Genomic DNA, 24,329 nt, shown 5'->3' with positions numbered 1-24,329 from the left:
CTACGGCCGGGTTCTGCCGGAACTTGGGGTAATCGCACGTTGATCGGGGCGGCTACGCCACGCGGCCTCTCGTGTTGGGCGTGTCGGTGCCGGATTCTTTGATCTCGAGCGGCAGGAGCTGCCATGCGTCGATCGTGTAGGTGAGCCGTGCGCCGGGTGCGGTGTGCGCCTGCAGGTGCCAGGGGTGTTCGCCCATGGGGTAGAAGCGCAGGGTGAGTACCTGGCCGGTCGAGAGGAAGATCTCGGCGATGGAGTGGTCGACGACGATACGGAGGTCGACCGGCTGGCCGCTGGGGCAGGGCATAGTGTAGGTGCCGCCGTGGGCGCGCGGGTCCAGTGAGGCGTGATCGCGGTTGACGACCAGCCGGCCTGCGTCGGCGTCGAGGAGGATGTCGAGGTATTCGGCCTCGTCGGGGGCGGTGACCAGGCGCAGGCCGGTCTTGCCGGTGGCTTCGAGACGGGCCGTGAGGTCGAAGCTGCGGCTGACTTCGCCAAGGTTCACGGGAGTGGAGTCTGAGGCCAGCCCGGCTGCGTGGACGGTACGTTCCCCGCGTAGCGCGAGCAGTTCCGCTGCGGGCCGCTGGTAGATGCGACCGTCCTCGGTCAGTTCTGTCTCGCGGGGGAGCGTGAGCGTTCCGGCCCAGCCTTCGGCCGCCGACCACTCCTTGTTGCGGGCTTCCCAGGACCAACCCCACAGCAGCCATCTGCCGCCGGGTGCGCGCAGCAGGGCGGGGGCGTAGAAGTCCGGGCCGTGGTCGAGGAGTTGGGGCGGGCCCGCTTCGAAGACGTCGCCGTGGTCCTCACCGGCCAGGGCCAGCACGCCGTGCGGGCCGTCGCGCTCGTACCAGGCGGAGACGATGAGGGCACCTCGCCCGTCGGCCGCCGGCAGGTACTGAGGGCACTCCCACCCTTCGCCGGTGAGCAGTCCCCTGTCGCCGACAGACTCCGGTGCGCGGGTGCAGAAGGGTCCCCGGTAGGTCCAGGTCTGCAGGTCGGGCGAGTCGTACAGCAGGGCCGCGGCGCGGCCGTCGGCGAGTGCGGCGCCGACCAGCATCCGCCAGCTGTTCCCGTCCTGCCAGACGTAGGGGTCGCGGTACATGGTGGTGCCGTCGGGCGGTTCGGGTATGAGCAGGTCGCCGCGGGGGAGGAAGGTCAGGCCGCCGTCGCGGGAGGTGGCGGTGGTGACCAGCTGGTGCTGCGGGCGCTCCTGGCGGTGCGCGGAGTAGAAGGCGACGAGCCGGTCGCCGTCGGAGACCGCGTTGCCGGAGAAGCAGCCGTCGGCGTCCTCGCCCCCGGGGGTGGGGGTGAGGGCCAGGGGCAGCGGTTCCCAGCTCAGCAGGTCGGGGCTGCGGAAGTGGCCCCAGTGCATGTTGGCGTGGTCGGTTCCGTGCGGGTTGTATTGGTAGCAGACGTGGTAGTGGCCGTCGTGGTGGACCAGCCCGTTGGGGTCGTTGATCCAGTTGACCGGCGGGCGCAGGTGCGCGACGGGACGGTGCCGGTCGCGGTCAAAGGGCGCGGGGGACACACGCGTGCCTTTCGAGGTGTTGGAGAGCGTGAGGGCGGCCGGAGGCTCAGCGGAAGGAGCCGGCCACGATTCCCTCGACGAAATACCGCTGGGCGGCAAGGAAGATCAGCACGCTGGGGATCAGAGCGAGGATCACTGCGGCGAGCACGATGGAGATGCTGCCGGTGCCCATGTTTCCCTGCAGGGTCACCAGGCCCAGGGGCAGGGTGAAGTTGTCGGTCGACTGCAGGAAGATCAGCGGGCGGAAGAATTCATTCCAGTAGGCGGAGAAGGTGAGCACTCCCAGGGCGGCCATCGGGGCGCGCGCCATGGGGGCGTAGATACGGGCGAAGACCTGGAAGTGGGAGGCTCCGTCCACCCGTGCCGCCTCGCCGAGTTCGCGTGGCATCTGCAGGAAGTACTGCCGCATCAGGAAGGTGCCGAAGGCGCCTCCGACGGCGGGCAGGACGAGCGCCATGCGGCTGTCGGTCAGACCCAGGTACTTGATGATCAGGAAGACCGGGATGATGGTCGTCTGGATCGGGACCATCATGGTGGCCAGGATGACGGCGAACAGAGCCTTGTTGCCGCGGAAGCGGACCATGGCGAAGGCGTAGCCGCTCATCGTGGAGGTGATGAGCTGGCCGACCACGATGAGTCCGGTGACCACCACGCTGTTGAGGAAGAACCCGGTGAAGGGGACCTTGTCGAAGACGGCCTGGTAGTTCGACCAGACCGGATCGGTGGGGATCCACTGCGGCGGATTGTCGAACGACGTGGCCGGGGTGCGCAGCGAGGTGGCCAGAGCCCACACGAGCGGTGCCACCACCAGCACGGCCGCGACCGTCAGCACGGTGAGCGACAGCAGACGTCCGATCCGGACCCGTCGGCGCCGGCGCGGGGCGCGGGCGATGGTTGCGGGCGGCTTGTCGAGGATGGCGGTCACGAGTAGAACACCCACTTTCGGCTCACCGTGAACTGCACGGCCGTGATGATCAGCAGGACGGCGAACAGCACCACGGAGATGGCCGAGGCATAGCCGAACTGGAGGTTCTGGAAGGCCGTCCGGTACACGAGCAGCACGGTGGTGTAGGTCGACTCGCCGGGGCCGCCCTTGGTCATCACATAAGGCTGGTCGAACAGCTGCATCGTGTTGATCAGTCCGACGGTGGAGGCGAACAGCACGGTGGGGCTGATGAGGGGCAGCTTGATCCGCCAGAACATGCGGGCGGACGATGCGCCGTCGATCTGCGCGGCCTCCAGGACGTCACCCGGGACAGAGCCGAGGGCGGCGACGAAGAGGATGAAGGTGAAGCCCAGCTGCTGCCACACGGCGACCAGCACGATGGTGGCCGTCGCTCCCCCGGTGGAGCTCAGCCACGAAACCTCGGGCAGGTGAAGCAGGTTCAGGTAGTAGTTGATAACGCCGAACTGGTCGTTGAACACGTACGCCATCACGATCGAGATGGACGCCGCGGAGGCCAGCATCGGCAGGAAGAACGCCGCGCGGAAGAGATGCTGCACGATCTTCGACGCCCGCTGGGCGACCAGCAGCGCCAGCCCCAGGCCCAGGGCGACCTGGAGGAAGACGATGATCACGGCGAGACCGGAGGTCACCAGCAGCGAGTTGGTGACCGTCTCGTCGCTCAGCAGCGCGTCGAAGTTGTCCAGCCCGACGAACTCAGGGCTGGAGATGGCGTCCCACTTGAACAGGGCGAGGACGAACGAGGCGAGGATCGGCACCACGGTGAACACGACGACCACGACCAGGGCCGAGGCCACCATGGCGTAGCCGAACAGGGTCTCGCGGCGGGCGCGTCGCATCTGGGCGCGGCGACGCAGCGCCGCGCTCTGGTCCGCCTGTTGCTCAGGAGGGCGGCCGGACCGCGCGCCCGACGGGGCGGACGCGCGGCCACGGTTTTTCACAACCTGTGACATCGACGCGTCACCCCGTCTTCATGGCGGTCTCGAGATCGCTCTGCAGACCGTCCAGGGCCGCCTTCGCCTTGCCCGAGGCCATCGCCTCGGTGGTGCGCTTGTTCAGCGCGATCGCCATCGCCTGGTAGTACGGAGGCGCCGGGATCGGCGCGGTCTCGGGGAACTTGGTGAGGGTGTCGTAGAAGACCTGCCAGTTCTTGGGACCGGTGGTGGAGTACCTCTCGGCCGTCATCATCGACTTGCGCGGGAAGGTGGTGGTGTTGCCCGGCATCAGCACGTCCAGGTTCTTCGCCGACACCAGGGACTTCACGAACTCCCACGCGAGGTCCTTGTTCTTGGACGACTTGAGGATGCCGTAGCCGCCCGCGCCGAACAGGTGACGCTGGGAGCGCCACTTGGGGAAGTACTGCACGTCGAAGGATCCGTCCGTCATGCCTGCGTTGTGCAGGCCGCCCGCCCAGAACCCGCCGCCGACCGACATGCCGATCTTGTTGCTGGCGAACAGGCCCTGCAGCGTGGCGCCGCCACCGACGTCAGGCTTGGCCGACAAGCCCTCCTTCTGCAGCTGGATCATGTAGTCGAGGGACTCGACGACCGGGGCGGAGTTGGCGGTCGGATCCCCCCAGCGCCAGCCGCCCTTGCGGCCCGAGGCGGCGGGGTCGTTCGGGTAGAAGGTGTTCCACAGCCAGTCGCCGCCGTCCCACTTGCCCTCGGTCAGCAGGTTGCCGCCGTTGGCGTACATCCAGGACGTCCAACTGCCCCACAGCCGCACCACCCAGTTGTAGGGGACGGCCGAACCGCCCTTGGCGGCGATCTTCTTGGCGATGTCGTAGAAGTCGTCCTTGGTCCAGTCGTCGGCCGGGCGTCCCACGCCGGCCTTTTCCAGCAGAGAGGTGCTGTAGAACATGTTGCCGGCGTTGAAATCGGTCGGCAGTTCGTACAGGTGGCCCTGGTACATCATCGCTTCGATCAGCGCCGGGTGGACGTCGGCGAAGTACGACTTGAGCTGGGACGCGTCCCGCTTGACGTAGTCGTCCAGCGGTTCGGCCAGGCCCTTGGCCGCGAACAGCTGCAGGCCCTCGGTGGCGACGGAGGCGATGTCGGGGGCGTTGCCGGCGGCGATCTGGGTGAGCAGCTTGCTGAAGAAGTCGTTCCAGTCCGTGCCCGAGATACCGGTGAACTTCACCTTCATACCCGGGTGCGCCGCCTCGAACGGCGCGGCCACCGTGCTCAGCTTGTCCGCGGACGCCTGGTCGGTGAAGACCAGCACGTTCAGCACGTTCGAGTCGGAGGAGCTGGACAAGCCGGAGGAACAGGCGGAGGCCAGCCCGCCCACGCCCGCCACCGCGGCGGAGGCGACGCCGGCTCTCAGCACGCCACGGCGGCTGAACGGCTCCTTGAGAATCCCAGAGGACATGCGTGTACCCTCACTGTGTTTCAAGTACTGACAGGGATGACGACCGGTTGCGACGGTCGCCTGTCGTGGTGCGAATGCTTCGCCGTCCCGGGTTCAGAGCCGGGGCGGCGAAGTGACCGATGCCCGCGCCACCAGCGGGCAGTGCAGCATCTCCTGTGCGACCGGGCCTGGTGGCGTACCCGGCGTTCCGGTGAGCGCGAGCAGCTGTGCGACGGCCCGCGCTCCCATCTCGTAGTGCGGGAGCTGGACCGTGGTCAGCTGGGGGTAGAGCGCCTCGGCGACCAGCTCCTGGTTGTCGAACCCCACGACCGACAGGTCATGAGGGATGGACAGTCCCAACTCGGCGGCAGCCCGGTAAGCGCCTGCGGCCATCCGATCCGTGTAGCAGAACAACGCCGTCGGGCGCTGCTCCGCCGTCAGCAGACGCCGGGCGGCCCGGTAGCCCGAGTCCACATCACCGCCGACCGTGTCGAAGGGCACCGCCGTCTCGGCGGCGATCAGGGACGGGTCGTAGGGGACACCGGCCTCCGCCAGCGCCTTGCGGTAGCCCTCCAAGCGGCCCTGCCGGGCGGGAAGGTCGCGGGTCTGCACGGTCACACCGATCCTGCGGTGCCCATGAGCGATCAGCTCGCCCACCGCCGTGTAACCGCCCTGGACCTCGTCGGGCACCACGAAGGGGACAGCGGGGTCGTCGCAGCGCGCGTCCAGCAGCACGGTGGGCGTCGAGCGAAGGCTGTCCGGCAGGCGCACGACCTGGTGGTACATCGCCGCGTACAGCACGCCGTCCACCTGCCGCTGGAGCAGCATTTCGATGCTGGTGCGCTCCAGCTCCGCATCGCCGCTCGTGTTGACCAGCAGCAGCACCAGGCCCTCGGCCGCGGCGGCCTCCTGGGCACCCAGGATCATCCGGCCGGCGTGCGGGGTGGTGGCGATCTCGTCGCTGACGAAGCCGATGGTCTGCGACCGCTGCGTCGTCAATGCCCGCGCCAGACTGTTCGGCGCGTATCCGAGCTCTTCGGCGACCTGCCAGACGCGCTGCTGGGTCTCCTGGCTGATCCGCTTGCCCTCGACCCGGTTGAGGACGTGCGACACCGTCGCCTTGGACACACCCGCCGCCGCAGCCACGTCCTTGATCCCGATCCGGCGCGCCATCATCCCCACCCATACTGGTAGAAACCGGTTTGCCTAACCGGTTAGGCAACCATGTGCACATGAGAGTGCCTTCGGCCAAAGCTCCTGTCAATGGCTCGTTACAAACTCATGTCCCGCATGTGCGGGGTGCGCTACGCACCCACGGCCCCGGGGCGCCGTCGGCCGGCCATCGAACACGTCCGGTCCGGCACCCGGCAGCGGTGCTGTGGCGAGGGTGTCGCCGCTCGCCCGGCCGTAGAGCCGTATGCGGGCGCGGCCCGGGTGCGGGCGACCCGTACGACGCGGGACGACCACCGACGCCGGCCCCACGGGGGCGCCACAGCCGCTGGACACTCACCGCATCACTCCGTGATATACAAAAGATCTTGCACCTTGATATACTTCGCCTTGCCTGTGGAGGAGGACAATCATGAGTCGTACGGTCATCGATCTCGACGACGAAGCACTGGAAGAAGCAGCCAAGGAGCTCGGTACCACCACCAAGCGCGACACCATCAACACCGCCCTGCGGGAAGTGACTGCCCGCTACCGACGTCTGCGTGCGCTCGACGAAGCCCGCACCCTGGCGGCCGGGGGTGCCCTGGACATGGGCCTACTGCTGGACAAGAGCAAGTACCGCCCCACGAGCGCGGCAGACGACGCCGTCCACGACACGGGAGTGGATGAGTGACCGTCGCCGATTACCTCATCGACACCTCCGCGCTCGCCCGCGTCCTGCTCCGTCAGAACACGGCCGACTGGGATGACAGGATCGGCGCCGGCCTCGTCGCGATCTGCGACATCACCGAACTCGAGGTCCTGTACTCAGCCCGTTCGGCCGCAGACCGTACGCGTTTGAAGGTGGCGCTCGATGCCCACTACGCCTGGTGCCCCATGCCGGACGGCGTCTACCGCCGCTCCCGCGTCGTCCAGGAACAGCTCACTGCCAAGGGCGAGCACCGCAGCGCGGGCCCCGTCGATCTCCTCGTGGCCGCCGCCGCCGAGGAAGCGGGGCTCACGCTGCTCCACTGCGACCGTGACTTCGACACCATCGCCCGCACGACGGGACAGCCGGTCCGCATGATCGACCTCAGGCAGTAGAGCCTCCACAGCCACACAGACGGAAAGCGGTCCCCGCGGCGTGCCGCGCCAGACGAACGGCAGCAGTCCTGCCGCCAGGACGATTCTGAGAGTGTCGGTGATGAGGAACGGGGTGGCCCTGCGGCAATGGCCTGTCGAGGACTCACCGAAGCCCGGCTGCCCGAGCCGGCGAAATGGCTGGCGAGCCAGGGGACTCACGCGTGGCCCGTACCGTTCGTCAACCGTGCTCGCGGTTCCGGTTGGCCGAGGACGGGCACTCCGGACGCGTGCCGGGTACCCGTGGCGCTGGGCCCACACCGCACACTCTGCCCTGAGGTGACCTCGACGGCAGGCGTCGCGATACCTGCGTCCTCGCAGTGTCCTCAATTTCGCCCCGGCGCCTCGTCGACGGCCTCTGTCGAGTCTCTCCCGCACCCCGCTCCCGCCGCATTCGCGCAGGTCAGCACAACGCCCACCGTCATCCGTCAACTCGCCGCCGAACTCGCGAGCAGCGGGTTCAGTCCGATGAGCCCGAGTTCATGTTCCGACACCTCAGAAGAGACGTTTCCGCAGGTCAGGGCCCTGCACTGGTGGGGCGGGTGGGACTCGAACCCACGGCCGACGGATTATGAGTCCTTGCGGGTGTTTCGCTCCCGTCCGGATTCCTTCCCTTACCTTCCTGTTTGTGCAGGTCACAAGGGTGGCGACTGCCGCTTCCTGCTCCGGTCTTCCTGATCGTTACCGGTCCTTCCGTCCACTGCGTGTCCACTACGGGCCCACCATGCAGCCCTCCGCACGGCTACGGTTCCCGCAACCGGTCCCTCTCCGGCTTCTCCATCTGCCGCACGGCGACGACTTTGTGTGGGGAGAGAGACCCGGTGCGGCCCTGTCCGCGAATCTCTGACGACGGCCCTGCGGCACCCGCCGGATGCGCCATGCTTGGAGGCCGTATGGCACGGCGCGTCTCGCCCGGCCTGTGGGCGCGAAGCGTGGCGTTTCCCTTCAACGAGGTGCACTGATCAGTGAAGTCCGGTAAGTCGACCCTCGCAGCATGGCTCCACCGCCTCAGCGCCGAACACTTGGAGCGGGTACTCGCGGCACGGCAGGATGCCGTGTCCCCGCCGGAGCCCCGCTCGGTGAGCGAGTTGGCCGATCGCCTGCAACGCCCGGGCTCGGTCGCGCTCGCGCTGCCCCGGCTCCCGCTGCCCGCCCTGCAGGCAGCCGAGGCGCTGGCGGCACTGGGTGCGCCGACCTCTCGGGACGTCCTGGCGGACCTGCTGGACGCGACGGAGGGCCGGGCCGCACGCGGTCTGGAAACGGCGCTCCAGACGCTGTCCACGCATGCGCTGGTCTGGCCGGACCGCGAGGGAGCACTGCGCATGGCCGCTCCCCTGCGGCAGGCGTGGGACACGCCGCTCGGGCTGGACCAGCCGCTGGCGGCGCTGTCGAAGGACACGACCTCCGAGGAGTTGCGCCGCATGCTCACAGCTCTGGGCGTGCGGCCTCCCGGCACCAAACCGCAGCGCCTCGCGTCGCTCGTGGAGCACCACAGCGACCCGGCACGTGTCGCCGCGGTGGTAGCCCAGGCACCGGCCGACACCCGGAAACTGCTGAAACGCAGGGCGGACCCCGCGTACCGACCCCAGGCATTCGTCCTCTTCGGGAGCCAGCCCGCTTCTGAACCGGGTGCGCGCTGGGCGCTGGAGCGGGGGCTGCTGGTCCAGGGCCGATACGGCTACGGCCCTGTGCGGATGCCCGCCGAGGTGGCGCTCGCGCTGCGCGGGCCAGGCTGGCATGCTCCGTTCGACCCCGCGCCGCCCGTCACACCTCTGGTGCCCGTCTCCCCGGTGGAGGTCGACAGTGAGGCGTCCGCCGCGGCCACGGCGTTCGCCGCCCACGCCGCGTCGGTCCTGTCGGTGTGTGCGACGGCTCCGCCCGCCCGGCTGAAGTCCGGCGGCGTCGGAGCACGCGAACTGGCCAGGATCGGCAAGGCAGCACGCTGCGAGGAGACCGTCGTACGTCTCACCCTCGAGACGGCGTACGAAGCCGGTCTCATGGCCCGTGACGGCGACCGGGTCGCGACGACGGACGCCTACGACACCTGGGCCGAGTCGGAGCCCGCAGAGCGACTTCCGGTATTGCTGCACGCCTGGTGGACACTTGGGCTCACCCCCTCGCAGGCCCGCGACAACGACAACAAGGTGCTGCCCGCCCTGGCCGGGACCCCGTCCTGCGCCGGCTGTCTCCAGGCCCGGAAGGGGCTGCTCACCGCCGCTTCCCGGCTTCCGGCCGGGCAAGGCGCGAAGAACGCAGCCGAACTGGGTCCTCTCGCCCACTGGTCACGGCCACTCGCCGAGATGCTGCCACAGGACGCGACGCCGTTCGCCACCGTGGTCCGGGAAGCGGAGCTGCTCGGTGTCCTCGCTCGCGGTGCGCTGTCCCCGATCGGCGCCGCTCTGCTGGCCGACAGCACCGAGGAACTGGCCGCCGCCTGCCACCGCTTGCTTCCCGCCGCCACCGCGACGGCCCGCTTCGGCAGCGACCTGACCGCTGTCGTCACCGGCACGCCCGCCGCGCGGCTGGTCACGCTGCTGGACTCGGTCGCCGACCGGGAGACCAGCGGCACGGCCTCGCTGTGGCGGTTCAGCCCGGCGAGCGTCCGCCGCGCCCTGGACGCCGGCCATAGCCCGGACTCCATCGAGGCCGACTTGGGTGCCGTCGCCGCCAACCCGGTGCCCCAGCCCCTGTCCTACCTGATCACGGACACGGCACGCAGCCACGGCCGGATCCGCATCGCCTCGGCCGCCTGCGTCATCCACGGCGAGGAACCCGCCCTCCTCACCGAGATCGCCGCCCACCGCAAACTCTCCAGACTGGGCCTGCGGCACCTTGCCCCGACCGTCCTCGTCAGCCGCACCCCGCTGGAGAAAACCCTCGCCGCACTGCGGATCGAGGGATACGCGCCGGTCGCGGAGACAGCCGACGGAACCGTGCGCGTCGAACGACCCGGCAGCCCCGGGGCGACCGCGCCGGTACCGCCTCCGCGCAGAGCGGTCAGCAGGCCCAGCACCCCATCCCGCACGACCGCCGCCCCGAAGCGGGCCGAGCTGGCCGCTCTGGCCACCCGACTCGCGGGCGCCCCACTGGCCCATCCCGCCCCCGACCCCTGCAACGGCATCCCCTTCGCCACCGATACCGAAGAAATCATCGCCGGATACGCGACCCAGATCCCCTACGCCGATGTCCGCCAACTCGCCCACGCCGTCGACAGTGGGACGGCGGTCACCATCGAGTACGTCGCCACCACGGGCAGCCGCACGATCCGCACCATCAGCGGCCTCGACCTCGACCCTCCGTATCTGTATGCCTGGTGTCATCTACGCGATGCGGAGCGGGTGTTCACCCTGTCGCGGATCCACGGGGTGATGCCCCCGGCATAACGCCCGGGCGATGGGCCCGGGCGTGCGAGGCTGCCGTACCCATCCCGGAGGGTCGTCGGCACTCGCGTTCCGGCCGTTCCGCTGGGATACCGAATGAGCGGCACCGTCCGTCGCCGACAGCCTAGGGTAGTAACATGTACTACATGGAGACCACTGCCCGCGAGTTCAACCAGAAGTCCTCGCAGATCCTTGCCGCCGCGGCCCGTGGCGAGACCGTCACGGTCACCAAGAACGGCACCCCGGTGGCTCGGGTCGTACCGATAAGCGACACCGACATCCCCCCGTACCCGACCGACCCCATGGGGGACCTCGACCTGCCCGACCTCGGCCTGCCCGATCTCACCGACGACGAGATCGAGGACACGCTCAAGGGGATGGGCGCGTGACGATGATCGCCATCGCCGACACCAACGGCCTGTACCGCCTGCTCGATCCGAACCTCACCGGACACCAGGAGCACAGGAAGGCACTGGCAGCGACCAGCCACCTGGTCATCTCCCCCCTGGTTCTGGCCGAGTTGGATTACCTGATCGCGACACGCGCCGGAGCCCGCAAGGCTCTGGCGGCGGCCCGGTTCATCGAACGCAATGTAGCGACGCGCCGATTCGAGGTGCCGCCTGTCAGCACGCACCTGAGTGCGGCGATCGCGGTCGCAGAGGGGTATGCCGACGCCGACGGCGGCAAAGGCATCGGACTGACCGACGCCATGAACGTCGCCCTGGCCGCCGCCTACCGCACCGACGCCCTGCTCACCACCGACCATCACTTCCGCATGGTCCGCCCCCTGACCGGCCATCCTGCCTTCCGGCTCCTGCCCGACGACCTGTAGCCCGCACCGCTGGCGCGACACCCAGCACCAGCACCAGCCGATCACGTCGGTGCGGCGTGCTCCTGGCACAGCCGCTTCCGTCAGATCGCGGCGAAGACAGTCGGCCAGCGTGCGACCTCGCCGTTGGTCAGCACGAGCAGGGCGCGCTACAGCGTGATCCCAAGCCGGGGCAGCGGAGGCCGCGCGGGGCCTCGTGTCCACTCAAACTCAGGTACAGGCAGCAATGACGCCTGCTGCGTGCCGCCTGCCGGCGCGCTCGGTCAGGGCTGTCTACAACGGCGGTGGCCACCGCCCTGTTGTGCCGCCTGGGCGGCAGCTGGCATACGTGATGCTTGCAAGCCAACCGCGTTGCATGGAGGACCAGATGCCTTCCGGGGTGGAGGTCGGGTGTGCGGGGCGGCACGTAGTACACGGTAGCCACGTCCGGGGTGGCGCCTCACTCACCCGCGGCTTTCATGGATCCGCTATGACCGAAGCGGCTCTTGAACTCGGACAACCGCCCCGACGATCCTCTTCTTCCTCGAACCGGCCATGCCGCTCTCCAACCAGCTCCACGCCCTCGCGTCCACTGTGCGTCCACTGGATCCTGGATCACAGAGCCGCCAGGCGGCCTCCAGTACACCTGAACGCTCGCGTCACTGCAGGTCAGAGCCCTGCCAGGATCAGCCAGGCGATCCTCTGCAGCTTCGGACCGTACCCCTGAGCAGCGGATTCTCTCCGTTGGGCCGGAGTCCATGATCCCTCTACCAGGAAGGGACGTTTCCGCAGGTCAGAAGCCTGCACTGGTGGGGCGGGTGGGACTCGAACCCACGGCCGACGGATTATGAGTCTCCGGTAGCACTGATACGCCTGATTCCGCCCTGTGTCGACTCCTGCCGGACAGGTTCGAAAAGTGCTGGTCACGGCAGGGGTGCGCGTCACCCTCGCCTCTCTCTGATGCCGCCTTATGCCGCCTTCAATCGGCTACTTCCGGAGCGTTCGGGCCAGCAGCGGGCCAGCAAGAAGGCCCCCGCCACCTGCGATGACGAGGGCCTTGCTGTCCACTCCCAGAGTACCGCTCACGCCCCCGCAGGGGCAGTCTCGTCGCGCGGCTTCCGGGCCCGCGGCACGAGCGCGGCCGCCTTCTCCGCGATCTCCAGATCGACCTCCTTGAGCAAGGAGGTGTAGGTGTCGGACGCCAGCTTGATCGTGGAGTGCCGCAACGTCTCCTTGATCGCATGCAGGTCTCCCCCGCCCGCATGGATCAGGGTGGCCGCACAGTGCCTGAGATCCCGGAGATTGATCGGAGGCAGGTCGGCCCGCCAGCAGATGCGGCGGAACTCGTCAGAGACCTTCTCCGGGTGCAGCCACGCCCCGTCGATGTCCGTGAAGACCTTGCCCGTGTCGACCCAGTCCGCGGTGTCCTTGCCCTGGGCACGCTCCTCGGCCGCGTGCCGGTTCCACGCCTCCCGCTCCTGCTCCTGGCGCTCGCGGTGGGCGCGGAGGACGGCCACGTTGACGCTGTCGAGTGCGATCGTGGCGGCCGACCCGTCGGTCTTCGGGTCGTCCTCGATGGGCGTCCAGCCGTCGACCACGATCTCTTTGGCGATGGTGATGGCGTGCCCGTCGAGGTCGACGTTCACCCAGTCCTGGCCGACGCCCTCGCCGCGGCGCAGCCCCCGGAAGGCGATCAGGTGGAAGAACGCGTACAGGCGGGACGACTCGGCCTCGTCGAGGAACGCGCCGATCTGCGGCGGCGTCCACACCATCACCGCGCTCGGCTTCTCCCCCGCCTTCCGCCAGTGCGCCACGTGCTGGTCGGTCCACAGCACGGCCTTGGGCCGCTTCCCGGAGGCCAGCTCGACGTGCGCGGCCGGGTTGAAGGTAATGAGCTGCCGCTTGATCGCCGCGTTGAGCGCGGTCCGCAGCGTCGCCCGTATCCGCTGCTTCGTCGCCGGGCCGGTGATGGTCCGGTACGGGGGCATCGCGGCGAGCTTCTCCCGCTCGCGCGCCAGGCGCTCGGACTCGGCGGCCGGCGGACGGGAGTTCTTGCCCCACTTCGCTCGTGCTTCCTGCTCGCGGCGGGCCTGGTTCTCGGCGCGCACGACTTCGTTCTGCTCGTCGATGCGGTCGAAGAACTCCTGGACGTGGCCGACGTTGAAGCGGTCCAGGCGGTAGTGGCCGACGCCGGGCTTCAGGTGGACGCGGATGTGGGAGCGGTAGCCGTTCGTCGTGGTCGTCTTCGTCTTCTTCGAGGAGACCCAGGTGTCGAGCCACTCCCCTACGGTCATCGCGCCGTCGAGGGGGACGCCGACGCCGATGCGCCGGGACACCTCGGCGGCCTCCGGGATCGGGGCCCGGTCGCGCATGACGTTCTGGAGGAGGTCGCCGACGCGGCGGGCGGCGTCCTCGTCGTCGCCGGGGAGGTCGAGGATGGCCTGCAGCTTGGTGAGGTCGGCTTGCGCGTCGGTGACCTTGGTGTAGCCGGTGCGGCGGAAGGTGCGCCGCTTGCCCTCGGCGGTGGGGGGGAGTTCCTGGCGGATGAACGGTGCACCGTGGTTCTTCTTCGGCAGTTGCGGGCACGCCTTGCCGAGCAGCTTGCCGTCCGGGCCGCGGCACTCGCAGCGTTTACTGATGCCGCCAGCGCGGCGAGGTGCAGGCATTCCTATGCGCTCCCATCTGCGAGACTTGCCGAATAGCTGCGCCCAATTTCGTCTGGGGAGACACCAACAGCGCGGGCGAAGGCCCGAAGGTAAGCTTCAACCTGCTCAACCTTCTTGCCTTTCAGATACTCGCCAGATTCGATTTCTTCCACCGCCCGCGGGCGCGCCATGATCGATTCGGCCACATCATCGATGGACATGCCAGCGGTGAGTCGTGCAGCTCGTAGTGAAGCGCCAATGTCTTCCAAGGCTTTGGCTGCCTTACTCTGCTCCACATTGAATCGCTGAACCTGGCCCTCGCGGCGACGTTGCCGCAGTTCCAGGCCACCCCTAACACTGGCATTCACTGTCCACTCGCGCAATTGCTCAGGATCATTCCAAATGGTAGCCAACTGGCCAAAAACGCCGTCCAGTTCCGGCCACACGCGCAATGCCTCCGCCTCAAGTTCCGCAGTCAGGTCACGGGTGATGTGCCCCTTGGCGCTCTGGAGGGCGCGCCCCTGCAAGCCCTCCCGCTGGGCCGCCCGCTCGTCTCTCTCGGCCTCCAGCGACTGCCCCCACAAGGCCCTGGAGAGAACGTTTACGATCCCCCAACTCGGCGGACCATCGTTAGGAAGAGTGAGGCGCTTAGCGACCTTTGCCACTAGCTCCAGATCCTTCCCGAGGTTCATCCCGTGGGCCACGTCTCGAAAGTTGAGCTCTGGGTAGACGCGTGAACAGAAAAGCTTCCACGCGGTCTCTTCGGCATGCCGCTGATAGGAGTACAGATCTTGGTCCGGCGAGGCATCTTCCTGCGTAGCGCCCCGGATACCGTAGCTGCTTTCACTCAAAGGGCTTTTTTCCGTGAGCGACGCCGTCTCTGACGTCAAGCCGTTAGCGAGCACCGGGATATACATTCCCTGGATGCCGCTCTTCGATGTAAGAGCGATATCAGCATCGTCTGGAACCAGGGGCTTGTCCCATCCGCCGAGTTCTCCCATGACGAGCGGTAGCATTAGCGCTTCTTCGATCGACAGATTCCGGCTGCCGCCCTCCAGGGCGGCCACGCTGGAGCGCGCCCACGGCAGTCCCCACTCTGCGGCAGCGGCCGCCACATCGGCCTGACGGAGACCACGCTCTTGCCGGAAGAGCTTGAGCCTCTCACCAATGATCACCGCTAGTGGCCGTTCCTTGTCATCGTTCGCCATGCCCTCAAGGTACGGGCCGTGCAGCGTCGGACGCCAGACGCTGGAGGATGCAGAGTTTGAAATGAAACGCTTGACGCGGCTGATGCGCGCGTGCTGGAGTTGCAGCGTCAGAGACCAAACTCTGGAGGACGGCAACTGATGCCAACCAAGGAGAGGGCCCGCGCTGCCGTGCGGCACGGGGCCTGCGATCACACCTGGGTGTCCGTCGACGACCTCGCCGACGAACTCCAGATCCCCAAGTCCACGATCTACGGCTGGAAGACCCGCGGCCTCGGCCCGACCTGGGTCCGCGTCGGAAAGCACCTCCGGGCTCGCCGGACGGATGTCGACTCCTGGCTCGACAGCCTCGCCAAGGTGTCGGCATGACCACGCGCACCGCAGTCCGCCGCAAGGCGCTATCCGTGGCCGAGGTTCTCGCCCTTCCCGCCATGCCCGACGCCTGGCCCGACGGCGCCGGCGCCTGCGGCGGCATCAGCCGCACCGTCTGGTACGAGCTCATCGCCAAGGGCGAGACGCCCGTGCCCGTGATCCGCATCGGCAGGTCCCTCAAGGTCCGCCGCAGCGATCTCCTGAACTTCCTCGGTCTTCAGGACCAGGCCGCCGCCGAGGTCGAGTCGGCAGCGGCCGCAGAGGAAAACGGCGACGCCCCGGGGGTCGAGCCCGGGGCGCCTGTCGAGCACGCAATCGCACCTACCAGCAAGTAGAGAGAAGCGCATCGACATGACCAGCGTAATCCCCGAGGCGTCAACGGCGACGCCGGACACCAGAGAACAGCGCACTGGCGTCACCGTCGCTATCGGCGCCACTTACGGCCCCTCCACCGAGAGGGCGGCCCTCGACCTCTGGGCCACCCCGGACACGGACGCCTACGCCTACGAGGCCATCTACGACCCGGCCCGAATCTCCCTCGCCGACGCCGAGGCCAGCATCCGCACCCAGCTCGCCGAGTTCAGCGTGCACGTCGCCGGGTTCCTCAACGAGGACGGCCCGCTCACCGCCGCCCAGCGCGGCCCCGCCTGGATCGCCCGCTACGGCTGCAACCCCGAGTGCGGGCTCGACCACGCTGGCGCCGACGGCGAACCCGGCTGGCACTCCACCACGCCGATCGAAACCGAGCTGCGCAACATCGACGACAACTACAGCACCGCCGAAAACGCCAAGGTGCCCTTCCTCGGTGCCCAGGTCGTCGTGGACAACTACCGGTCCCAGGCATACGGCCGCCGCACCCTCGTGTGGCTGCACTTCGGCACCAGCACCGGCACACTCACGCCCGCCAAGGCCCGCGACGCGCTGACCGCGATGCGCGGCTTCGTCGCCGAGTTCGAGGCCGTGGTCGACCAGGCGGCGGCGACCGCCGCCGACGACTTCGAGGGCGACCCCGAGGTCGCGCGGCTCGACCGTGAGGCCGAGGACCGCCGCATCGCCGCCGTCTCCAAGGCGCACGCCGAGGCACGGGCGTGACCGCCCCGACGAACACCGTGGCGGCCGGGGGTGTGCAGCTCGTGGACACTCCCGGCCGCCCGGCCGTCTCGTTCCACGACCCCCAGGACCGGAGGGCAGCAGCGTGACGCGCACCCCACAGGACACGTTCCTGTCCGACCAGGCCCTCGCCACCGCGCGCGACGCCGCCACGGATCCGGACACCGTGCCGGTCGCGGTCACCGCCGCGAACGACGAGCAGTGCACGTGGTGCGACTGCCCCGACGGCCCCGGCTCCCCGCACAACCAGGCCGGCTACCGCTGCCCCGGCTGCCCGACCACGGCGAAGTACGTCGTCAGCACGTTCGCCGGGCCCAACCTTCGGTACGACTTCCCCGCCTGCGACCGGCACCACGCGGACATCGTGGCCGCCGTCGCCCGGACCGTGGCAGGTGCCCGATGACCCAGCCCCGCCCTGGCCAGTGGCCGGTCGACAACCCCGTCGACCTCGACCCGACGCCCCCCGCCGTCGACGACGAGCTGTACATGCGGCGGGCCGCCGAGAAGGCGCTGCACGAGATGGTCCTCGACTCCATCCGGCACGACCTGGAGCAGCAGCCCAGCCCGCTGTCCGTTTTCACCGCCGCCCGCAACTGGTGCACCCGCATCACCGCGGCCGCCGAGGACATCGCACGCGAGAAGCGGAAGGCCGCCTGAGCCGCGGGCGGGCGCCGTACCTCCCCCGCGGCGCCCGCCCGCACCCACGAACCACCCGATCCAGCTCGTAGAAGAGAGCAAGTTCGTGACCGTCGGCCTCCGTATCCCCGCCAAGCTCCCGGCCGCCGCCGAGACCTACGCTGCGGCGGGCATCAAGGTCTTCCGCGTCCGCCGGAACAAGACCCCCTACGCCAACTGCCCCCGCTGCGACCGGCAGAGCAGCCTGTACGTCAAGCACCGCCCCGAGGAATGCCAGTGCGGCGTCCCCACCTGCCACGGCTTCCACGCCGCCACCACCGACATCGACCTCGTCCGGCGCTGGTGGCGTGAGGAACCCGACGCCAACATCGGCGCGCCCTGCAAGCTCAACGGCTGGGCCGTTATCGACATCGACCCCCGCAACGGCGGCCGGGAGTCCCTGCAGCTGCTGGAGAAGCGCGTGGGAGTGCTCCCCGGCACCACGATGCAGATCACCGGCGGCGACGGCCTGCACATCCTGTACCGCTCACCCGACTTCGACCTGCCCGGCCTGGGCGGGCCCGGAATCGACTTCAAGCACAACGGCTACATCCTGCTCGCCCCCTCCGTGCACTCCTCCGGTGGCCGCTACCAGTGGGCAGGCGTTGGGACGTACATCGCGCCGACCGTCGACTGGCCTGCCGCGCTGCTGCCCCGCAAGCAGCGCCGGCCGGTCCCCGTGCCCCGGCCCGCACCGCGCTACCGCTTCCCCCCGCAGGAGCACGGCCGGCAGCGGCCGGGCGGCGGCCGGATGTGGACCGTCGCAGACCTGGTCCAGCACGTCATGGACGCGCACGAGGGCGCCCGCAACAACGCCCTGTACTTCGCCGCGTGCCGCGCGCACGAACTCGCCGAGCAGAACCTCATCGACCTCGCCGAGGCCGAGCTCGGGCTGCTCTCCGCGGCCTCCGCAGTGGGCCTCACCGACTCCGAGGCCCGCGCCTCCTTCGACAGCGCGTCCACCCGGCCCAGCGACCGGGGGTGGGTGGCGTGACGACCGACTTCGACCAGACCATGGACGCCTACTTCGGCCCGGACGGCGACGAGCCACCCGTCGACTGGGGAGACGTGGACGCGGCCCCGGCGTCTGCCACGGCAGACGCGAGGGAACCCGCGCCGCGCACCTGGGGCGCCCAAGACCTGCGGTCGGTCCTCGACGGCTCGTACCGTCCACCGCAGCCCACCGTCGGCCGCCGGGACGACGGTGTCGGCCTGTTCTACCCGGGGCGCATGAACAGCGTGGCGAGCGAGTCCGAGGCGGGCAAGACGTGGTTCGCCCTCATCGCCTGCCTCCAGGAGATCAACGACGGCAACCACGTCCTCTACCTCGACTTCGAGGACGACGCGGGCGGGGTCGTCGGCCGGCTCCTCTGCCTCGGCGCACGCCCCGACGACATCCTGGAGCGCTTCCACTACGTCCGCCCCGAGAACCAGCCCAGCGACATCGACCTCATCGACCTCGCAATGGTGCTGGAGCACAGCCCCACGCTGGCCATCGTCGACGGCGTCACCGAGGGCATGAGCCTGTTCGGCCTGGAGCTCAAGGACAACACCGACATCGCCAAGTTTGGCCGCACTCTGCTGCGCCCGCTCATGAACTCCGGGGCCGCCGTCGTCACCCTCGACCACGTCGTGAAGTCCTCGGAGAACCGCGGTCGGTACAGCATCGGCGGCGTCCACAAGCTCAACGGGCTCAACGGCGTGATGTACATGCTGGAGAATCGGCGCCCCTTCGGCATCGGCGTCACCGGCAAGTCCACGGTCCGTGTCGCCAAGGACCGTCCCGGCCAGATCCGCCGCAACGGCCTGTCGCACTCCAGCGGCATGCACTGGTACGCCGACCTCGTCGTCAAGTCCGAGACTCAGGAGTACGCCGAGGCCCACCTGTACGCGCCCACCCAGCGCGACGAGGAGGACCGCGAGGCCGACGAGGAGCAGCGGCGCCTCAACGCCCTCAAGCGCAAGGTGCTGGACGCCCTGTCGGGCGCCCGCGAGCCGCTCACCGGCAAGGGCATCGAGGACCGTGTGAGCGGGCGCGCCGCGGACATCCGGCAGGCCGTCGCCGCCCTCGTCGACGAGGGCCGGATCAACACCGAGAGAGGCGCACGCGGCGCCACCCTCCACAGCCTCCCGACGTCGAGCACAGAAGCGGACAACTCACCCGAACCGGAGGCCGCTTGACCTCGTCCCGGGCATGGGACGAGGTCGATTGCCTGGCTTTGTCCACCTTTGGCTACCGGCCGTGATCCACAACCCCCGTAAATGACCTCGTCCGACCTCGTCCCACCTCGTCCCGGACGAGGTCGTGTGACCTCGTCCCTCGTCCCACTTCTTTAGGTGGGACGAGGACGAGGACACGCAACAAGCCCCCGAGGCGGCAAGCCGCCGGGACGAGGTGAACCACCAGTCACAGGAGCGCGCTCAATGCCCGTCCTCAACACCAACGGAGCCGCACGGTGAACGTCGACGACGTCGTGGCCGAGAAGATCGCCGCCGCCCGCGCCCGCGCCGAAGCAGCCAAGCGCCGGCGCGCCGCCCTTGCCGCGGCGCGGCAGCGCGGCCTCGCCGCCCGCCACGCAGCCAAGCTCCGCAACCTGCGTGGTGCAGAGCCCCACGCAGGTGCGAGCCAGCCGCCCACAACCGTGACCGAGACGGTCACGGTTCAACCTGAGAAGGAGACCCCCTGATGTCCGGAGAGACCGTCATCACCGTCGTCGGGAGTGCGTCGTTCTGGCAGCGCGTCGACGCTGCGGCGCCCTGCTGGGTCTGGGGCGGGAAGCGCCACCCGCGCGGCTATGGGATCTACAACTGGGCCCGCGGCAAGGAGATGCTCGCCCACCGGTACGCCTGGCTGTCGCTGGTCGGAACGATCCCGAGCGGTCGCACGCTGGACCATCTCTGCAAGAACCGGCTGTGCGTGAACCCCGACCACCTCGAACCGGTGACGGTCGGCGAGAACACCCGGCGCGGCTGGCGCAACAACAAGACCCACTGCAAGCAGGGCCACCTACTCGACGACGCCAACACCTACACCTACGGCCCCGGCTACCGGCGTTGCCGTACCTGCAACCGTCTGAACAAGAAGAGGAGCGCTGCCTGATGGCTTGCGAAACTGTGATCACTGTCGTGGGCAATCTCGTGGACGACCCCGAACTCCGCTTCACCCCGGCCGGCGCCGCCGTCGCCAAGTTCCGCATCGCCTCCACCCCGCGCCGCTTCAACAAGACCACCAACGAGTGGGAGGACGGCGACAGCCTGTTCCTCACCTGCTCCGTGTGGCGGCAGGCCGCCGAGAACGTCGCCGAGTCCCTCACCAAGGGCATGCGGGTCATCGTCCAGGGCCGGTTGAAGCAGCGCTCCTACGAGGACCGCGAGGGCGTCAAGCGCACCGTGTTCGAGCTCGACGTCGACGAGGTCGGGACGTCCCTCGCCCGCGCCACCGCCAAGGTCGAGAGGAACCCGGCGGGCGGCGGCCAGCGCGCGGCGTCCGCGCCCCCCAACGGCCAGCAGCAGGGCGGATGGGGTGCCGCGCAACAACTGCAGCCCTCGGCCCAGGGCGCCGGCTACTCCGACGAACCCCCGTTCTGATCAAGGAAGGAGACACGGCCATGTCCGACAACGACATCTCGATGCTGGCCATCGGCGTCACCCTCGGCGCCTACCTGATGCTCGCCGTCCAGATGGTGTTCCAGGCCCTCGACGACCGCCGCGACCGCAGGATCGCGCACGCCGCCCAGGCCAAGCTGAAGGCCGCACGCGACAGGGCCGGCGCATGAGCGCCTCGTGCGGGCTATGCGACCGCGACCTGGTCGACGGCTACCTCTGCCCTGGGGACACGCTCGCCCTCGCCGGACGCCTGGAGCGCATGCCGAAGCTGTACGCGGCGCTGGCCGGGTTCCTCACCCCGGCCGCCCACGGCGGCGCCGAACGCGTCTCCACCGGCCACACTGCCGCTGCCCTGCCCGTCGACGAGACCGTCCTCGACCTCCGGTACGGCGGCATCGCCCTCGTCCTGGAGGCGTGGCGCTCGGACGTGCAGCGCGTGCGCGGCTGGGGTGAGCCCGCCATCGTCGGCGACGTCGAGGAGCGGGTACGCCGCGCGGCCCGCTGGCTGGGCATGGATCTGCCGTGGATCGCCGCGAGCTACCCGGCTGCCGGTGATCTGGCGCGGGAGGTCCGGGAGGTGGAGGGTGCGGCACTGTCGATCGTCGGGGCTCTGCCCGAGCGGGGCCGCGTCGTGGGCCAGTGCGTGGCGGTCGACTCCTCGGGCGTCGTGTGCGGGGCCGTGATCCGGCACCAGGCCGGGCAGACCAGGCTAGTGTGCGACTGGTGTCACTGCGTGTACGCGACTGAGCAGGACTGGCTGCTACTCCTGCACTACCAGCCGAAATACCCTGTCGATGCTGCCAGTTGATAGCGCGTCACTACCTGGCAGTGATACGCTCCTCGTGATGAACACGAAGCCCTGGCGGCAACGTGTACGCGAGGAGGAAGAGCTGCTGGAACAGCTCCGAACCCAAGTGTCCGAGGCAGCCAAACGACGGGCGGCAGCCCTCGCCGAGGGCGTCGCCGAACTCGGCACCGTGGCCGCGGTCGCGAAGGACCTCGGCAAGCCGTGGACCACCGTGGACCAGGCCATCAAGAAACACGGGCCCGCTGGAACCGGCCCCGACACAACCGAATAGGCAGCGAGGGCCGGACAGCAGCTCTCCACGGTGCTGGAACACCGAGGAGGCGCGCGCGCCGCCCGACCCTCTACCGAACATCCTGACCTAACCAGGAGTCGGCATGACCGATCATTTCGCGTGCCCGAACAGGCCCGCAAGTTCCACGCTGGCCGAGCCCAGCGACCTCACCGTCGCCATCCGCGTCGCCCGGCGCCTCCTCGCCGACTACAGCGACAGCAGCCGCGACGGGTTCTCCTACCCCGAGGCGTACGGCGCCCTCCGCGAAAGCCTGCGCCTCGTCCTCCGCGCCCACGGCGCCGACCCCGTCGACGAGGACGAGCGCGCCCGCCACTTCCCCCACACCACCGCGCTCCTCACCCCCGAGCGGGGTGAGCACCAGTGAGCACCGAACCCCGCACCGTCACCCTCGCCACCCAGGACTTCGGCCCCGTCACCCTCCCCGAACCGTCCTGGTGCAAGGGCCACGCGCGCCACCGGCCCGACAGCTACCGCTGCGACCTCACGCACTACAGCGCGGAGACCGTCCTCGCCTACCAGGGCGACGAACTGTTCCGCGTCATGGTCACCGAGTCCCCGTACGCCACCAGGCCCGAGGAGCGGCCCGTGTGCGCCTACATCGAGGACGGCGGCTTCACCGGCAACTTCAGCCCGGCCGGCCTGTACGACCTGGCCGCCACCCTCGACGCACACGCCGACCGGCTCCGCGAGTACGCCGACAAGCTCGCCGACCTGGAAGCCGGGGGTGAGGGCCGGTGAGCACCAAGCCCACCCCGGCCGCGTCCGAGGCCAGTCTGCGCGCGCTGCTGGAGACCGTCGTCACCGCGCTCACCCTGCCGTACGACGACCCGGACTACGACCGGCGGATCCTCGACCGGGCCGCGCTCGCCCGCATCGTCGCCCGCGAGACCCTCGCCGAGGACGACGAGAACCGTGCCCAGAGCATCGGCTACCTGCAGCGCAAGCTCGCCCAGGAGGAGGAGAACGCCGCCGAGCGGGAGCGCCAGCGGTGCCGCCGCTGCCGCGCCGATTTTGACCCCGCCGACACGGCGTTCGACGGCCGCGCCCGCCACAGGGACACGCCCTGGTGCCGGCGCTGCGTCGACAACTGTCACGAGGGCGGCACCGAGCACGTGTGCGTCATCTGTGAGCCCCAGCGGTACGGGGGTGAGGGCCGGTGAGCACCCCACAGCCGTACGACGCCCTCTACACCCCGGGCAAGGACCGCACGCCGGACGCCTACGACGTCGACTTCGCGCTGCGCAGCGCGCGTGCGTCCCTGGACCGCTGCGCCAGCAGCAACATCCACTCCTACGGAGCGATGTTTACGGCCGCGGTTGAGCTCGACTGGGCACTGCGCCAGCTCGTCACCGCGCTGGACGCCAAGCGGGGTGAGAGCCGGTGAAGCGGGACCCGCTGCTGTGGGCCGCGCTCGCCGCGGTCCTCGTCGTCCTCGCCTCCGCCGAGTACGAGCTGGCAGTCGCGTGCGGCTTCGGCCAGTACGTCGCCGCCGGCGTCCCCGCCGCCCTCGACGTGTACGCCCTCGCCGCACTCCGCGCCCGCCGCGACGTGTTCGCCGTCGTCCTCACCCTGATCGCCGTCAACGCGGCCAGCCACCTCGTCGAAGTCGGCCTGCTGCCCGTCTCCGTGCCCCTCGTCGTCTCCGTGTCGGCAGTCGCCCCGCTCGTCCTCTGGCGCGTGCACCGGCTCTCCGAGGAGCGAGCGGAACCAGCGCCGGAACCGAGTACCGCCCCGGCGGAACCGGCGGAACCGATCACCGTCAAGCGGGCGCCCGAGCCGGTCGACGCGGCCCCCGCCGGACCCGTCCTCGGCCCGTGGACCCCAGTGGCGGAACTCGCTGGCGGAACCGGCGGAACTGCCCTCGGCCTGCGGCTACCCGAGGGGTACCCACTGGCGGGTACCCCTGCCGGAACCGAGGCGGAACCGGCACCGGAACCAGTTCCGCCCGCAGTTCCGCCCACCGGAACCGGCGCCGCCGACATCGTCTCCGAGGACACCGCCAACACCACCTTCGCCAAACGCGTCACCGCCGTCCGGAACTGGCTCCAGACGGAACCGGAACTCACCGGAACCGACATCGGAACCCGCCTCGACGTCTCCGACGGCTACGGCCGGCGCCTCCTCCGCGCCGCCCGAGGCGACTCGTGATCCTCGCCGTGCTCTTCCCGCTCGCCGCGCTCGCGGCCCTGCTCGGCCTCGCCCTGGTCGACACCCGCACCGTCCCGCCCATCAGCGGGACGTGCGCCCTCATCCTCACCCTCGCGGCCCTCACGGTCGCCGTGCTCCGCTGAAGGACCACCC

The 24,329-nt window shown here is 69.4% G+C and carries 31 protein-coding genes; 24 read left to right on the top strand and 7 right to left on the bottom strand.

All coding sequences use genetic code 11. From position 1 onward, the window contains the following. Window positions 1–52 precede the first annotated feature (52 nt). The 5 genes from ACH5AC_RS11840 to ACH5AC_RS11820 form a co-directional block, all read right to left on the bottom strand. Window positions 53–1,525, bottom strand: coding sequence for a glycoside hydrolase family 32 protein (locus ACH5AC_RS11840; protein ID WP_398861564.1), 1,473 nt, complete (start codon window positions 1,523–1,525; stop codon window positions 53–55). Between the two features lie 46 nt (window positions 1,526–1,571). Then, window positions 1,572–2,450, bottom strand: coding sequence for a carbohydrate ABC transporter permease (locus ACH5AC_RS11835; RefSeq protein WP_398861563.1), 879 nt, complete (start codon window positions 2,448–2,450; stop codon window positions 1,572–1,574). Next, the gene (locus ACH5AC_RS11830) at window positions 2,447–3,442 is read right to left on the bottom strand and encodes a carbohydrate ABC transporter permease (protein WP_398861562.1); all 996 of its coding nucleotides are present in this window, start codon (window positions 3,440–3,442) and stop codon (window positions 2,447–2,449) included. Before ACH5AC_RS11830 ends, ACH5AC_RS11835 begins: the two co-directional genes overlap by 4 nt. Before the next feature lie 7 nt (window positions 3,443–3,449). After that, the gene (locus tag ACH5AC_RS11825; RefSeq protein ID WP_398861561.1) at window positions 3,450–4,859 is read right to left on the bottom strand and encodes an ABC transporter substrate-binding protein; all 1,410 of its coding nucleotides are present in this window, start codon (window positions 4,857–4,859) and stop codon (window positions 3,450–3,452) included. Window positions 4,860–4,952: 93 nt separating this feature from the next. After that, the gene (locus tag ACH5AC_RS11820) at window positions 4,953–6,014 is read right to left on the bottom strand and encodes a LacI family DNA-binding transcriptional regulator (protein WP_398861560.1); all 1,062 of its coding nucleotides are present in this window, start codon (window positions 6,012–6,014) and stop codon (window positions 4,953–4,955) included. A 406-nt stretch (window positions 6,015–6,420) separates the two neighbouring features. On the opposite strand from ACH5AC_RS11820, the gene ACH5AC_RS11815 reads away from it, so the two are divergent. The 5 genes from ACH5AC_RS11815 (at window position 6,421) to ACH5AC_RS11795 (ending at window position 11,339) form a co-directional block, all read left to right on the top strand. Continuing rightward, window positions 6,421–6,681, top strand: a complete 261-nt coding sequence (locus ACH5AC_RS11815; protein WP_398861559.1) for a type II toxin-antitoxin system VapB family antitoxin — start codon at window positions 6,421–6,423, stop codon at window positions 6,679–6,681. Further along, on the top strand, window positions 6,678–7,091 hold the full coding sequence (locus ACH5AC_RS11810; RefSeq protein ID WP_398861558.1) for a PIN domain nuclease: 414 nt from the start codon (window positions 6,678–6,680) through the stop codon (window positions 7,089–7,091). Before ACH5AC_RS11815 ends, ACH5AC_RS11810 begins: the two co-directional genes overlap by 4 nt. Before the next feature lie 1,001 nt (window positions 7,092–8,092). Continuing rightward, the gene (locus tag ACH5AC_RS11805) at window positions 8,093–10,510 is read left to right on the top strand and encodes a helicase C-terminal domain-containing protein (RefSeq protein WP_398861557.1); all 2,418 of its coding nucleotides are present in this window, start codon (window positions 8,093–8,095) and stop codon (window positions 10,508–10,510) included. Window positions 10,511–10,653: 143 nt separating this feature from the next. Beyond that, complete coding sequence (locus tag ACH5AC_RS11800; protein ID WP_097222963.1) at window positions 10,654–10,896, top strand: type II toxin-antitoxin system Phd/YefM family antitoxin; 243 nt, start codon at window positions 10,654–10,656, stop codon at window positions 10,894–10,896. Then, a complete protein-coding gene (locus ACH5AC_RS11795) occupies window positions 10,893–11,339 on the top strand; it encodes a PIN domain-containing protein (RefSeq protein ID WP_398861556.1) in 447 nt (148 codons plus the stop codon). Before ACH5AC_RS11800 ends, ACH5AC_RS11795 begins: the two co-directional genes overlap by 4 nt. Before the next feature lie 1,058 nt (window positions 11,340–12,397). On the opposite strand, the gene xerC is transcribed toward ACH5AC_RS11795, so the two are convergent. Continuing rightward, complete coding sequence (gene xerC / locus ACH5AC_RS11790) at window positions 12,398–13,981, bottom strand: tyrosine recombinase XerC (protein ID WP_398861555.1); 1,584 nt, start codon at window positions 13,979–13,981, stop codon at window positions 12,398–12,400. A 2-nt stretch (window positions 13,982–13,983) separates the two neighbouring features. Continuing rightward, window positions 13,984–15,168 (bottom strand): helix-turn-helix domain-containing protein, encoded by a 1,185-nt coding sequence (locus ACH5AC_RS11785; protein ID WP_398861554.1) that lies wholly within the window; start codon window positions 15,166–15,168, stop codon window positions 13,984–13,986. A gap of 138 nt (window positions 15,169–15,306) precedes the next feature. Between ACH5AC_RS11785 and ACH5AC_RS11780 the strand changes: the two genes are divergently transcribed. From ACH5AC_RS11780 to ACH5AC_RS11690, 19 genes are all read left to right on the top strand, one after another. Beyond that, window positions 15,307–15,534 (top strand): helix-turn-helix transcriptional regulator, encoded by a 228-nt coding sequence (locus tag ACH5AC_RS11780; protein ID WP_398861553.1) that lies wholly within the window; start codon window positions 15,307–15,309, stop codon window positions 15,532–15,534. Further along, entirely contained in the window at window positions 15,531–15,872 is a 342-nt protein-coding gene (locus ACH5AC_RS11775) for a helix-turn-helix domain-containing protein (protein ID WP_398861552.1), read from the top strand. Before ACH5AC_RS11780 ends, ACH5AC_RS11775 begins: the two co-directional genes overlap by 4 nt. Before the next feature lie 16 nt (window positions 15,873–15,888). Then, window positions 15,889–16,629 (top strand): hypothetical protein, encoded by a 741-nt coding sequence (locus ACH5AC_RS11770; RefSeq protein WP_398861551.1) that lies wholly within the window; start codon window positions 15,889–15,891, stop codon window positions 16,627–16,629. 103 nt (window positions 16,630–16,732) lie between these two features. Beyond that, complete coding sequence (locus tag ACH5AC_RS11765) at window positions 16,733–17,050, top strand: hypothetical protein (protein WP_398861550.1); 318 nt, start codon at window positions 16,733–16,735, stop codon at window positions 17,048–17,050. Further along, the gene (locus tag ACH5AC_RS11760) at window positions 17,047–17,304 is read left to right on the top strand and encodes a hypothetical protein (RefSeq protein WP_398861549.1); all 258 of its coding nucleotides are present in this window, start codon (window positions 17,047–17,049) and stop codon (window positions 17,302–17,304) included. Before ACH5AC_RS11765 ends, ACH5AC_RS11760 begins: the two co-directional genes overlap by 4 nt. 85 nt (window positions 17,305–17,389) lie before the next feature. Then, the gene (locus tag ACH5AC_RS11755) at window positions 17,390–18,316 is read left to right on the top strand and encodes a bifunctional DNA primase/polymerase (protein ID WP_398861548.1); all 927 of its coding nucleotides are present in this window, start codon (window positions 17,390–17,392) and stop codon (window positions 18,314–18,316) included. Beyond that, a complete protein-coding gene (locus ACH5AC_RS11750; RefSeq protein ID WP_398861547.1) occupies window positions 18,313–19,503 on the top strand; it encodes a DNA primase in 1,191 nt (396 codons plus the stop codon). Before ACH5AC_RS11755 ends, ACH5AC_RS11750 begins: the two co-directional genes overlap by 4 nt. Before the next feature lie 275 nt (window positions 19,504–19,778). Continuing rightward, a complete protein-coding gene (locus tag ACH5AC_RS11745; RefSeq protein ID WP_398861546.1) occupies window positions 19,779–20,009 on the top strand; it encodes a hypothetical protein in 231 nt (76 codons plus the stop codon). Further along, entirely contained in the window at window positions 20,009–20,422 is a 414-nt protein-coding gene (locus ACH5AC_RS11740) for an HNH endonuclease signature motif containing protein (protein WP_398861545.1), read from the top strand. Before ACH5AC_RS11745 ends, ACH5AC_RS11740 begins: the two co-directional genes overlap by 1 nt. Beyond that, window positions 20,422–20,910 (top strand): single-stranded DNA-binding protein, encoded by a 489-nt coding sequence (locus ACH5AC_RS11735; protein WP_398861544.1) that lies wholly within the window; start codon window positions 20,422–20,424, stop codon window positions 20,908–20,910. The genes ACH5AC_RS11740 and ACH5AC_RS11735 overlap by 1 nt, the downstream gene beginning before the upstream one ends. 20 nt (window positions 20,911–20,930) lie before the next feature. Beyond that, complete coding sequence (locus ACH5AC_RS11730) at window positions 20,931–21,098, top strand: hypothetical protein (protein WP_398861543.1); 168 nt, start codon at window positions 20,931–20,933, stop codon at window positions 21,096–21,098. Continuing rightward, the gene (locus tag ACH5AC_RS11725; RefSeq protein ID WP_398861542.1) at window positions 21,095–21,736 is read left to right on the top strand and encodes a hypothetical protein; all 642 of its coding nucleotides are present in this window, start codon (window positions 21,095–21,097) and stop codon (window positions 21,734–21,736) included. The genes ACH5AC_RS11730 and ACH5AC_RS11725 overlap by 4 nt, the downstream gene beginning before the upstream one ends. Window positions 21,737–21,773: 37 nt before the next feature. Beyond that, window positions 21,774–22,007, top strand: coding sequence for a hypothetical protein (locus ACH5AC_RS11720; RefSeq protein WP_398861541.1), 234 nt, complete (start codon window positions 21,774–21,776; stop codon window positions 22,005–22,007). A 103-nt stretch (window positions 22,008–22,110) separates the two neighbouring features. After that, entirely contained in the window at window positions 22,111–22,392 is a 282-nt protein-coding gene (locus ACH5AC_RS11715) for a hypothetical protein (RefSeq protein ID WP_398861540.1), read from the top strand. Next, window positions 22,389–22,766 (top strand): DUF6907 domain-containing protein, encoded by a 378-nt coding sequence (locus ACH5AC_RS11710; RefSeq protein WP_398861539.1) that lies wholly within the window; start codon window positions 22,389–22,391, stop codon window positions 22,764–22,766. Before ACH5AC_RS11715 ends, ACH5AC_RS11710 begins: the two co-directional genes overlap by 4 nt. Beyond that, on the top strand, window positions 22,763–23,188 hold the full coding sequence (locus ACH5AC_RS11705; protein ID WP_398861538.1) for a hypothetical protein: 426 nt from the start codon (window positions 22,763–22,765) through the stop codon (window positions 23,186–23,188). Before ACH5AC_RS11710 ends, ACH5AC_RS11705 begins: the two co-directional genes overlap by 4 nt. Continuing rightward, window positions 23,185–23,412: a hypothetical protein gene (locus ACH5AC_RS11700; protein ID WP_398861537.1), complete on the top strand. Its 228-nt coding sequence runs from the start codon at window positions 23,185–23,187 to the stop codon at window positions 23,410–23,412. Before ACH5AC_RS11705 ends, ACH5AC_RS11700 begins: the two co-directional genes overlap by 4 nt. Beyond that, window positions 23,409–24,176, top strand: a complete 768-nt coding sequence (locus ACH5AC_RS11695) for a hypothetical protein (protein ID WP_398861536.1) — start codon at window positions 23,409–23,411, stop codon at window positions 24,174–24,176. Before ACH5AC_RS11700 ends, ACH5AC_RS11695 begins: the two co-directional genes overlap by 4 nt. Further along, window positions 24,173–24,319: a hypothetical protein gene (locus tag ACH5AC_RS11690; RefSeq protein ID WP_398861535.1), complete on the top strand. Its 147-nt coding sequence runs from the start codon at window positions 24,173–24,175 to the stop codon at window positions 24,317–24,319. The genes ACH5AC_RS11695 and ACH5AC_RS11690 overlap by 4 nt, the downstream gene beginning before the upstream one ends. Window positions 24,320–24,329 lie beyond the last annotated feature (10 nt).

Source organism: Streptomyces sp. NPDC018693 (assembly GCF_044391385.1).
Taxonomy (GTDB): domain Bacteria; phylum Actinomycetota; class Actinomycetes; order Streptomycetales; family Streptomycetaceae; genus Streptomyces.
This window is presented reverse-complemented; position numbering and strand designations above follow the sequence as displayed.

What these genes read in the sequence shown, in the direction of transcription:
- ACH5AC_RS11830 (WP_398861562.1), bottom strand. Translation starts at nt 3,442, where the DNA reads ATGTCACAGGTTGTGAAAAACCGTGGCCGCGCGTCCGCCCCGTCGGGC.
- ACH5AC_RS11825 (WP_398861561.1), bottom strand. Translation starts at nt 4,859, where the DNA reads ATGTCCTCTGGGATTCTCAAGGAGCCGTTCAGCCGCCGTGGCGTGCTG.
- ACH5AC_RS11820 (WP_398861560.1), bottom strand. Translation starts at nt 6,014, where the DNA reads ATGATGGCGCGCCGGATCGGGATCAAGGACGTGGCTGCGGCGGCGGGT.
- ACH5AC_RS11815 (WP_398861559.1), top strand. Translation starts at nt 6,421, where the DNA reads ATGAGTCGTACGGTCATCGATCTCGACGACGAAGCACTGGAAGAAGCA.
- ACH5AC_RS11800 (WP_097222963.1), top strand. Translation starts at nt 10,654, where the DNA reads ATGGAGACCACTGCCCGCGAGTTCAACCAGAAGTCCTCGCAGATCCTT.
- xerC (WP_398861555.1), bottom strand. Translation starts at nt 13,981, where the DNA reads ATGCCTGCACCTCGCCGCGCTGGCGGCATCAGTAAACGCTGCGAGTGC.
- ACH5AC_RS11785 (WP_398861554.1), bottom strand. Translation starts at nt 15,168, where the DNA reads ATGGCGAACGATGACAAGGAACGGCCACTAGCGGTGATCATTGGTGAG.
- ACH5AC_RS11780 (WP_398861553.1), top strand. Translation starts at nt 15,307, where the DNA reads ATGCCAACCAAGGAGAGGGCCCGCGCTGCCGTGCGGCACGGGGCCTGC.
- ACH5AC_RS11775 (WP_398861552.1), top strand. Translation starts at nt 15,531, where the DNA reads ATGACCACGCGCACCGCAGTCCGCCGCAAGGCGCTATCCGTGGCCGAG.
- ACH5AC_RS11770 (WP_398861551.1), top strand. Translation starts at nt 15,889, where the DNA reads ATGACCAGCGTAATCCCCGAGGCGTCAACGGCGACGCCGGACACCAGA.
- ACH5AC_RS11760 (WP_398861549.1), top strand. Translation starts at nt 17,047, where the DNA reads ATGACCCAGCCCCGCCCTGGCCAGTGGCCGGTCGACAACCCCGTCGAC.
- ACH5AC_RS11740 (WP_398861545.1), top strand. Translation starts at nt 20,009, where the DNA reads ATGTCCGGAGAGACCGTCATCACCGTCGTCGGGAGTGCGTCGTTCTGG.
- ACH5AC_RS11735 (WP_398861544.1), top strand. Translation starts at nt 20,422, where the DNA reads ATGGCTTGCGAAACTGTGATCACTGTCGTGGGCAATCTCGTGGACGAC.
- ACH5AC_RS11730 (WP_398861543.1), top strand. Translation starts at nt 20,931, where the DNA reads ATGTCCGACAACGACATCTCGATGCTGGCCATCGGCGTCACCCTCGGC.
- ACH5AC_RS11725 (WP_398861542.1), top strand. Translation starts at nt 21,095, where the DNA reads ATGAGCGCCTCGTGCGGGCTATGCGACCGCGACCTGGTCGACGGCTAC.
- ACH5AC_RS11720 (WP_398861541.1), top strand. Translation starts at nt 21,774, where the DNA reads ATGAACACGAAGCCCTGGCGGCAACGTGTACGCGAGGAGGAAGAGCTG.
- ACH5AC_RS11715 (WP_398861540.1), top strand. Translation starts at nt 22,111, where the DNA reads ATGACCGATCATTTCGCGTGCCCGAACAGGCCCGCAAGTTCCACGCTG.